Annotated in this window: 5 protein-coding genes; 2 read left to right on the top strand and 3 right to left on the bottom strand. The window is 59.8% G+C overall.

What is annotated here, in order from left to right; all coding sequences use genetic code 11:
* Nucleotides 1-186: 186 nt before the first annotated feature.
* The 3 genes from NW834_RS11940 to NW834_RS11930 form a co-directional block, all read right to left on the bottom strand.
* Entirely contained in the window at nucleotides 187-705 is a 519-nt protein-coding gene (locus tag NW834_RS11940) for a MarR family winged helix-turn-helix transcriptional regulator (RefSeq protein WP_238376932.1), read from the bottom strand.
* A 243-nt stretch (nucleotides 706-948) separates the two neighbouring features.
* Nucleotides 949-2,289: an alkaline phosphatase gene (locus NW834_RS11935; protein ID WP_414343906.1), complete on the bottom strand. Its 1,341-nt coding sequence runs from the start codon at nucleotides 2,287-2,289 to the stop codon at nucleotides 949-951.
* A gap of 255 nt (nucleotides 2,290-2,544) precedes the next feature.
* Nucleotides 2,545-4,911 carry a DUF3488 and DUF4129 domain-containing transglutaminase family protein gene (locus NW834_RS11930; RefSeq protein WP_414418645.1) on the bottom strand — a complete coding sequence of 789 codons (2,367 nt, stop codon included), beginning with the start codon at nucleotides 4,909-4,911 and terminating at the stop codon, nucleotides 2,545-2,547.
* 192 nt (nucleotides 4,912-5,103) lie between these two features.
* Between NW834_RS11930 and uvrA the strand changes: the two genes are divergently transcribed.
* Both uvrA and NW834_RS11920 read left to right on the top strand, forming a co-directional pair.
* On the top strand, nucleotides 5,104-8,007 hold the full coding sequence (gene uvrA, locus NW834_RS11925; RefSeq protein ID WP_414418646.1) for an excinuclease ABC subunit UvrA: 2,904 nt from the start codon (nucleotides 5,104-5,106) through the stop codon (nucleotides 8,005-8,007).
* Between the two features lie 223 nt (nucleotides 8,008-8,230).
* Nucleotides 8,231-10,459 (top strand): hypothetical protein, encoded by a 2,229-nt coding sequence (locus NW834_RS11920; RefSeq protein ID WP_414418647.1) that lies wholly within the window; start codon nucleotides 8,231-8,233, stop codon nucleotides 10,457-10,459.
* The last annotated feature ends 121 nt before the right edge of the window (nucleotides 10,460-10,580 follow it).

Here is a 10,580-nt window from a genome sequence, read left to right as displayed (position 1 = left end):
ACCCAGTTCAAGGCTTGGCCAAAAGCCTCCAAAGTCGCGTCCAATTTGGCGGCTTGCGACTGGGACACCTTGAGCTTGCAGGATACGGTCAGGACTTGGGTCATAGTTCTATTGTAACCTCGCATTCCTCTCGGCACTGACCCTACGGGTACAGTGCGGGGCTCCTGCGATTTCTAGCTGAAAGCGCTAGAAAATAGCCTGCAGTTTTTTAAGGCAAGCCTGGATCTGCGCCATCTCCGAGGGATCCAGCTTTTGGAAGCGCTCTTTCAAGTAGGCGACGTGGGCCGGGAAAATTTCCTCAAACAGTTTTTCCCCCGCTTCTGTCAGCACGACCTTAAAGCAGCGTCGGTTTTCCGGGGGCACTTCCCGGCGCACCAGCCCTTTTTGTTCCAGGCGATCCACAATGCCGGTCAGTGTCCCTTTGGTCACCAGCGTTTTTTGGGCCAAGACATTCATGGTCATCCCAGGGGTATTGCCAAGGGTAACCAACACATCGAATTGGGGGGCCGTCAGCCCCATTTGCCGAATGTGAACCCCGGCGTAATTTTCAAAAGCTTGGTAGGCCCGCGCCAGATCCCGCAACAGCCCCAAAAAAGGCTCACGGGCCGCCAATACCGTCCCCCTCAGCGGAACAGAGTCCTCAGGCTTGAGAACCTCGTCGCTTTGGAGAAGGGGGGATGGAGAGGAGTCAGCGGGAGTGGGCATGGTTGAAGATCGCAGTTCGCGTTGGTGGAACAAACTCAAACCCAAAGGACAGTCTCGGCTCCATGATAGCCCACTGTAGTACAGTTCTAACGCAAAATGAACTACGTCTATCTGCTTTGCTGAGCTAGCCCCTTCGCCGTTATGTGGTTCTCATAAAAAAAGGGGATCCACTGGATGGATCCCCCGTGACGGACAGAGCTTGTGGGGCAAACACCCGCCCAAGGCAGGTGACCACAGCAGACACTAGGGCTTCAGCTCGCTGGGGATGCGCTCCCCGAAGAGCACGAAGTAGAGAATCCGATAAATGTCCGTGTTCAGGATCCCGGTGGTCGGCACCAACTCTTGGGCGTTCAAGCCCGCAGCGCGAGCAATGACTCCACTGCCGACGTCATCTCCGCTAGCCCAAGCCACGGCAAAGGGAAAGCGCTTGCCATTCTTGTCAGGAGCAGAAATAAACGGCTTGCTACCGGTGCCGTCAACTCCGTCAATGGGGGCACCACTGCCTTCGGGGTCAGTAGGGGGCAGCGGCTCATCGGCGGACTCGACATCCACCAACTGCATGCCACCGGCATTGCTGTCGCTGGTGGTGATCATGAAGGTCTTGGGATTCTTCTCAATGAAGTTAAGAATCACCCCGATGGCATCGTCGGCCCGCTTCATGGCCTCCAGGCAGCCAGAGGCATTGAGTTTGTTGCACATGTTATCAGTGCCCTCTTCTTCGATGACGGCGAAGAAGCCCTTAGGATTGCGGGAGATCCGCGCCAGGGCAAATTCGGTCATCTCGGCAATGGTGGGGGCGCTGGCGATGTAGTTGGGCAAGTTTTCTTTCCGCAACTCTTCTTCAGGCTTGTCGTAGAAGGTGTCCTCGACGTTGAACACCCCCAAAACCTTAGAGACATCTGCCGGCAGCTTGAGCAGCTCGTCGCGGGTGTAGACAACGGCGTACCCCTTTTTCTTGGCCTCCTCAATCAGGTTGCGGCCATCCTTGCGCTTCCCTTGGCCAAAGCGGCCCTGGACACCTTCCGGCAGCAGCCATTCCTCGCCAGCGCCGAGGATGATGTCTACCCCCGACTCCACTACTTCCAGGGCAATTTCTTCGTAATCACTGCGCTTAGCAGCCTCGGCAACGAAGGCAGCCGTCCCCGGCTCAATGATGGATCCCGTTTGCACCAGAGCCGTACCCAAGCCTGCCGCCACAGCCTCTTCCATGATCGTGTTCAGGGTGCCGTTGGCAGAGGGGTACTCTTTGCCGTCCGGATCCAACCCAAAGCTCTTGGCGTGGACACGAGTTCCTGTGGCATGGATCACCGCTCCGGCGTTGGAAGTTCCTCCAAGCTGGTCAAGAAGGTGCCCGCGATAGGGGGCAATCACGGGGAGACGATCCCAGTTCAGAAAGCCATCAGGGCCCTTGTAGAGAATGCGCGTAATGTCCCAGTGGGAAGCTGAGGTTCCATCTGGGTGAAAGAAGATTGCACCGTTGCCGGTTGGCTTAGGCGCCGCTTGAGCCACACTAGAGGAAAAAACTGACGAGGACAGCAGACACAAAGTTGCAGCCAAAGCCGCCCTCAAAGAATAGCTACGCATAGCTAACACGCCCTTGCTCGTTCGAAGCTGAACGTTAGAAACGTAACACAGCTTCAGATGAGTTTGCAAGGGCATAGCAATGCAGCAGCGCGAAACGTGCCTGAAGCGAGTGCGCCACTGAGCGATTTCCCCGTCTGACAGTGCAGCTTACGGGGTCTATAACTAACGTTAACTATCTCTTAACTGTCTCATAACTGTCAAGGTTTCTCGCAGGGCTTTTGGGGTACTTGCTCCAGGGCATAGCCGTCCTTCTGGTCAGGCGGCTCTTCTGGGGGTTTTGGCCAGTGGCTGCCATGCTCGTCTGAGCTGTTTGAATTGCTGTTGCCAGCGCTGCAATTCGCCCGCCTCCAACGGGATCCCACCGAAGCGCACCTCCAGGTAGCGCTCCAAGAACTGGATGGCCACCTGGGCTTGTGGTAAGTCGGAGTGGCGCAAGTGTTCCAGGCAGGCCTCAGGGCCTAGGTGGGCTGGGATCCCCACCGCCGTCGCCAGATCCCGCAGTTGCAGATAAAGCCTTGAGATAAGCTGGCGGCGCTGCTGCGACTTGGGTAGAGCCGCCGGGATCCAGCGCATCCCAGCAAAGGCCAGACTCGGTAGCAAGAGGCCAACCATCCAGGTGGGCCAGGGGGGCGGAGGCTGCCACAGGGATCCCAGCAAAACCCCATTGCCGGCAGTGGCCAACAGAATCCACCCCCCATCCTGCCAGCGCAAAGCCCGATAGCGGCGGCGGCGACCCCAATAGGCCATGGATCCGGTGATCAAAACCACCCCCAACACCGGCAGGCCATTCTGCTGCAACGTTTGCCCCAAGGCAACCAGGCTGCGACGGAAGCCAGCACCGACATCCTCTCGATCCGGAGAGGCGGCTACAGCGCTGGCCATCTCCTGAATCTGCCGCCAGATCTGCCGCTGGGTGGATAGGTCGTACTGGATGACGTACTTAAACCAGCGGAAGCGCAAGCTGTCGTAGAAATCTTGAAGGGGATCCCACCAGGTTTCCCGCCGGCTGACATTGGCCTCTGCCGGCGTAGCGTCAAAGATGACCCAGCCGTAGGGGCCAAAGGGGATCTCCGTCCAGGAATGGGCGTCGGCATTGCGCACTGCCAGATAATTTTCCTGCGCCACCCAGCGCCCGCCCAAAAAGCCATTCACCATCCGGGCCGGGATGCCAATGCTGCGGGCCAGTATCGTCAGGGCTGTGGCGAAATATTCGCAGTGGCCCCGCCGATGGGTGAACAGAAAGGCTTCCAAAGGCGGTTCAGGGCCGGGATCCGGCAGATCGGTGGTATAGGCGTAGTTCTCCAGCAGGTAGTTCTGCAAAGCCGTCACCTTGCCAAAGACATCGGGGATCCCAGCGGTAACGTCTTCAGCCAAGGCGGGAATGCGCGGATCCAGGTCTGCTGGCAACTGCAGATAGGCTGCCTGTTGGACTGGGTCGAGAGCACTGAACAGCTCTGCGTGGCTCAGCCGGCGCAAGCGCGGGCTTAACTCCCTTGAGATCCGGCTCCGGGCGCGGTAAAGATGGGGCACCTGCCGAGGCAGAGAATGGCCAACATCTCCGGTCTCGCTCAGGATGAGGCGGCGATTCTGCCGTTGCCAAGCTTGTTGCACCGTCGCTGCTCCGCCCCGCTCCAGCCATTCCATCTCCACCAGCGGGGCCACCCCAAAAACGGTGTTGGTGGCCAGCGGCTCCAGATAGATAAGCTGCTCCAAGGGGAGAAGCAGCAGGTCGGGAGCAGTGGGGATCAAGCTGGAGGCAGAGAGATCAAATACCCCTGCTGCGTTGGGGAAAATGGGGATGAAGCGGTCTAGCGTTCGCGACCAGGCCCGTCCATCGTAGCGATCGAAGCTGATCCCGCGCCAGTAGAGGGACTCCACACGGGGCGGCACCCCTGCCGGAAATTCCACCCGCATGACAACGGTGTTATCGGTTTTGAGGGTGCCGAATGCTCCCAGGCTGACTTCCTCGGCAAAGCCGGTGGTCATCACCGGGGAGCGGGCCTGGCGACCCAGGATTCCTAAACTGACCCGCGGGAACAAGAAAAACAAAGCCACGGACAGGATCACCGCCAGCAAAGCCAGGGATCCGAGAAAGCCCAAAAAGTTGAGGTTGATGCCACGGGTTTGGCTGGCTGCCTGCGGGTGCTGCTCTGCTTGCAGGCGCAGGTGGTAAAGGGTGAGGTTGATTAGCCCTACCCCCACGTACAGCAAAAACAGCAGCCCAAAGCTGATGTCTTCGTTGAACAGGGTGGCAATGGCCATCAGCAGCAGAGACAGCACCGCCAACTGGATGTGATCGGCTGCCCGTTCCCGCTGAAACAGCTTGGCCCCCGTTAGGTAAAGCACCAAGCCAATGGCCCCATCGGAAAAGGGAAGGATCCCAAAGATAACCAAAGCCAGCAGGCTAAGCAACACCGCCACCGTCAGGGGCATCCACAGGGGGGCATAGCGGGCAAAAGCAATCCTTGGCGGCTCCCAAAACCAACTGCAGGCCCCTGCGGCCAAGCAAACGGCAATGACCGGTGGCGACAGAGCCTGATCCCCCAGACAAAGGGCCGTGAAGGCGATCCCCACCAACAGGTAAACAAACACCTTTTGAACGGATGGCAGTGTCCAGGTCATGGCCCTTGGGGGTCGATCTTTTCCAGCATAGCCAAGTCTTTTTTGCTACCGATTTGTCGTCCCCTGGTCGGCTGGGATCCCCTTTTGGACAAAGCGAAGAGCATTAGAATCGTTAACTAAGAATCGTTAAGATTTTGTTACTCGCCGGTCTCGACGGGATGCCTGTGACACGCTGCGCGAAAAGGTGGTGAGATGTCCAGCCAAAACGAAATTCATGTGGTGGGGGCGCGGCAGCACAACCTCAAAAATGTCAACCTGCGGATCCCGCGCGATCGCCTGGTGGTATTCACGGGCGTCTCCGGATCGGGCAAGTCCTCCTTGGCTTTCGACACCATCTTTGCCGAGGGACAGCGGCGCTATGTGGAATCCCTCAGCGCCTATGCGCGACAGTTTTTGGGGCAACTGGACAAGCCGGATGTGGATCGCATCGAAGGGCTGAGTCCGGCCATCTCCATCGATCAAAAGTCCACCAGCCACAACCCCCGTTCCACCGTCGGCACCGTTACCGAAATCTACGACTACCTGCGGCTTCTGTATGGGCGAGCTGGGATCCCGCACTGCCCCCATTGCAACCGGGTGATCGCCCCCCAGACGGTGGATCAAATTGTGGATCAGATCCTGGCCCTGCCGGATCGGACGCGGTTTCAGTTGCTCTCGCCGGTGGTGAAGGGGAAAAAGGGCACCCATGCCAACCTGTTGCAAAGCTTGCGCCAGCAAGGGTTTGTGCGCGTGCGCATCGACGGCCAGGTGCGGGATCTGAGCGAGGAGATCGAGTTAGCCAAAAACAAAACCCACACCCTTGAGGTTGTGGTGGATCGGCTGGTCAAGAGCCCCGACATAGCGGAGCGACTGGCCGATTCTCTGGCAACCTGCCTGCGCCAGTCGGGAGGAATTGCGGTGGTGGAGCTGCTGCCGCGGGAAGAGGAGCGAGAACAGCTGCTGCAAAAGGTGGCCGAGTCGGCGGGGCAATACCTGAACAGCAAGCCAACGGAGCTGATTTTTTCTGAGCAATTTGCCTGCCCGGAGCACGGTTCGGTGATGGGCGAGCTGTCGCCGCGCCTGTTTTCCTTCAACTCGCCGATTGGGGCCTGTCCTGTCTGCCACGGGCTGGGTTTTGAGCCCATCTTCGACCCCGAGCGGATCGTGCCCGATCCCAAGCTCCCCTTGTACGCGGCCATCGCCCCTTGGGCAGAGCGGGAGAACCCCTACTATCTGGCTTTGTTGGCGGGAGCCGCCAAGGCTTTTGGCTTTGACCTCAGCAGCCGCTGGTGTGATCTCACCCCCCAGCAACAGCAGATCATCCTCTACGGCGCCGACCAGGAGGTCTACATCGCCGAGGTAGAATCTCAGTACCGAGGCCGGGGGTACTATCGCCGCTATGAGGGGGTGATTCCCCAATTGCAGCGGCACTACCAGGAAACCACTTCCGAAATCTATCGGCAAAAGCTGGAAGCCTACCTCACCTACCGTCCCTGTTCCGCCTGTGGGGGATCCCGTCTCAAGCCGGAAGCTCTGGCCGTGCGCATCGGCGGCTACCGCATCACGGATCTCACCGAGATCTCCATCCGCGACTGCCTGCACTGCCTGGAGCAGTTGAAACTTACCCCGCGACAAGTGCAGATCGGCGAGCTGGTGCTGCGGGAGATCAAAACCCGGCTGCAGTTTCTGGTGGATGTGGGCCTGGACTACCTAACGCTGGCCCGTCCGGCCATGACCCTCTCCGGGGGCGAAGCGCAGCGGATCCGGCTGGCCAGCCAGATGGGCTCCGGCTTGACGGGGGTGCTCTACGTGTTGGACGAACCCTCGATTGGCCTCCACCAGCGGGACAACGAGCGCCTGTTGCAAACCCTGTTTCGCCTGCGAGATCTGGGCAACACCCTGATCGTGGTGGAACACGACGAAGAAACCATCCGTGCCGCCGACCACATCGTCGATATCGGCCCTGGGGCCGGCATCCACGGGGGGGAAGTGGTGGCCCAGGGATCCCTGGCGGACATCATGGCCTGCGAGCGCTCCATCACCGGAGCTTATCTTTCGGGGCGGCTGCGGATCCCTACCCCTGCGCAGCGGCGGGCTGGGAAAGCGGTTGCCCTCAAGCTCACCAATGCCCACAAAAACAACCTCAAGCACATCGATGTGGAGATCCCTCTGGGCAAGTTGGTCTGTGTTACAGGCGTCTCCGGCTCCGGCAAATCCACCTTGGTCAACGAATTGCTCTACCCTGCCCTGCAGCACCATCTTGGACACAAGGTGCCCCAACCCGCGGAGATGGGAGAACTTGAGGGCATCGAACACATCGACAAGGTGATCGTCATCGACCAATCTCCCATTGGCCGTACCCCCCGCTCCAACCCTGCCACCTACACGGGTTTGTTTGATCCCATCCGCCAAACCTTTGCCCAAACCTTGGATGCCAAGGCCAGAGGCTACCCATCCGGCCACTTTTCCTTCAATGTCAAGGGGGGGCGCTGTGAAGCCTGCAAAGGGCAGGGGGTGAACGTGATTGAAATGAACTTCCTGCCCGATGTGTACGTCACCTGCGAAGTCTGCGGGGGCAGCCGTTACAGCCGCGAAACCCTGCAGGTCAGGTACAAGGGCAAGAACATCGCCGAAGTCCTGGATATGACGGTGGGGGAGGCGCTGGAGTTTTTCGCTGCCCTGCCTCCTGCCGCCAAGATCCTGCAGACCTTGGCCGATGTGGGCCTCGATTACATCAAGCTGGGCCAGCCAGCTCCTACCCTCTCCGGTGGGGAAGCGCAACGGGTCAAGTTGGCCGCAGAACTGGCCCGCCGCTCCACCGGCAAAACCCTCTATCTGCTGGATGAGCCCTCCACCGGCTTGTCTTTTTACGATGTCCACAAGCTCTTGAACGTCCTGCAACGGCTGGTGGATACAGGCAACACCGTGCTGGTGATCGAGCACAACCTGGACATTCTCCGCTGTGCTGATTGGATTATTGACTTGGGGCCAGAGGGCGGCGACCGCGGCGGCCAGATCATCGCCGTTGGCACTCCAGAACAGGTGGCTGAGCACCCCGGATCCCATACAGGGCGCTATTTGAAGCAGGTTTTGCAACAACATCCCCCAGGTCGCTGAGCAACTCAGCCTGCTCCAGGGAGAAAGTTGACCGAAAGCGGCTGTCGGGATCCCCTTTCGCTTTTTGCTCTGCTCACCTCAGCCATGGCGGTGGAGGACTGATGCGGCGAGGACTCTATCCCACCCAGGCGCTCCGCACCGTGAACGCAAGGGTGAACGGTTAGCCTGAGTCTCACGTCGCTATGGCATGATGGGTCGGAAGGAAAAGGTTCGCACTCTCCCCATGGTAGGGCAGACCCTGGGTGGCCGCTATCAGATCTTGGAAGCACTGGGATCCAGCGGACAAACCTACTTGGCACAGGATAGCCATCATCCTGAGCGGCTTCGGGTGGTGCTCAAACGCTGGCAGGCCGGCCAAAATGCTCCGCACCGCGAACACAGTGAGGACTCCGCCTCGCTACGGCATCTCTTTCAGCAAGAAGTGGCGCTGCGGGAGCACCTGGGATCCCACGAGGGTATCCCCCGCCTGTTGGCCTGCTTTGAGCAAGAGGGGGAGTTTTATTGGGTGGAAGAATGGGTTGAAGGGCCCACCCTGGAACAGACTCTATTGCTGGGCGACACAACCGAGAAGGGCCAGCCAACGACTCCGTCCCGCCAAATGCACTGCCATTGGGGGCACGACTGGACAGAGGCTGAGGTACGAGCCTTGTTGCAGGATGTGCTGCAAACCTTGGCCTTCCTGAATGGGGAAGGGGTGAGCTGCTGCAACCTGCAGCCCTCTCGCTTGATCTACCGTCAGGCGGATGGCCGATGGGTGTTGTTGAAGTGGGGGGGTGAGGAACAGGGTCTGGCTTTTTCCGGCTCTGGCTTCGGGAACCCCTATGGCCCCAGGCATTGCAGCGACCTCTATGCTCTTGGGCTGATTGCCCTGCAGGCCCTCTGCGGGATCCCGCCCCAGAAGCTGTTTCGCGACCCGTTGACGGGGGAGTTGCGCTGGCACGATCTGGCCTCTACTAGCGCTCCTTTTGCTGCTTTTCTGGATCGTTTGGTGAGCTGCAACCCACAACAGTGCTTTCCTTCAGCAACAGCAGCTCTGGCCGCTTTGCAGGCTTTGCCCCCCGCCGAGAGCTCCCCTGCCGCCGAACTCCTGTCCCAGCCCAGCCCTGTCGCCGCCGAGCCCTTACAGGAGCCAACCACCCCACCGCGTTCTCCGGTATCGCTGCGGGCGCGTCCCCGGATCCCACCGGTTTGGGCAGGAGGCAGCTTGGCGGCTTTGCTGGCGTTGACGGTGGCAGGGGTATGGCAGATGAGGGCGAACCTTGGCCTGCGGGGGGAGCCCAAGGATTCTGTCCCCCTCACGAGAACGGGATCCTCTGGCCCGGCAAAGCGCAACGGCCTGGGACTCCGTCCTACTCGCGAGAACGGTTCTCATGCCTCCGTCCCCACCGCCGTCACGGTCGCGGAAGCGTCGCGTAGCGATAACGACCCGGCAGACTGGGCCAAGTCTTTGCAGCTCAAGGCTACGCTGGAAGGCCCTGTCGCCGTCACTGCTCTGGCCATCAGCCCGGATGGAAATCTCCTTGCTGCCGGGGGAGACGACGGCGTGATCCGGCTTTGGGATCCCCAGGCTGGTGAACTTCTCCAAACCTTAGCAGGCCACAAGGGATCCATCGAAGCGTTGGCCATCAGCCCGGATGGCACTTTTCTGGTCAGTGGGGGGGCCGACAAAACAGTGCGCGTCTGGGATTTTCCGGCTCTCCCGCCGGGGGATGGGGTGCCACGGTTGCAGTTGCAGGGACACACGGAGCTGATCAACAGCGTCGCCATTAGCCCCGATGGTCGTTGGATTGCCAGTGGCAGCGCCGACCGCACCATCCGCCTTTGGCAGGCCGACAACGGCCAGTTGATCCGCACCCTATCGCCTCACACTGCTGCCGCCGCCCAGGAGACCCCTCAGAGGGCTGGCATTACAGCAGTGGCCTTTGGCCCAAGACCTACCCGTATGAATACTTCCCACCAATCTGAAGGGATCCCCCCTTGGATCTTGGTGGCCGCCAATGGAGATCCCACCGTTCACCTTTGGGATCCCGGCAGCGGGGCCTTGCTGGAAACCCTAAAGGCCGACTACCCCATCGAGCAGGTGCTTCTGAGCCCAGATGGCCGCTATTTGCTCGCTGGCAGTACCGGTGGCATCTTGGTCTGGAACTTGGGCACGGGATCCTTGGAGCGCACCTTGCCCCAGACTTTGTCCGGCTTGGCCGCCCTTGCCCTCAGCCCTGATGGCCGCTTGCTCGCCAGCGGCACCGATTACCGCGCTCACCAGATCAAGCTCTGGGATCTGCGCAGCGGAGAACAGTTGCGCACCCTGGGCGGCCAGACTTGGATGGTGAGCGTCTTGCTGTTTGGCCCCGGTCGCGGAAGCGTCGCGCAGCGATATGGGCAGACCCTTCTCAGTGGTGGCGCCGATGGCTCAATTCGCATTTGGGGGCCAGCCGACCCAGCTCAGCCCTAGTGGGATCCAAGCAGATAAAATACTCGACGAAGAAGGGATCCCGGCAGAGCATGACTCTAGTCAATAATAAGCTCAACTATACTGAAAATAATGTATAATATGTTCAGTACGGATTACTACC

The organism is Synechococcus sp. R60.1 (assembly GCF_047461835.1).
GTDB lineage: Bacteria > Cyanobacteriota > Cyanobacteriia > Thermostichales > Thermostichaceae > Thermostichus.
The sequence above is the reverse complement of the archived record's forward strand: the minus strand, read 5'-3'. Positions and strand labels throughout refer to the sequence as shown.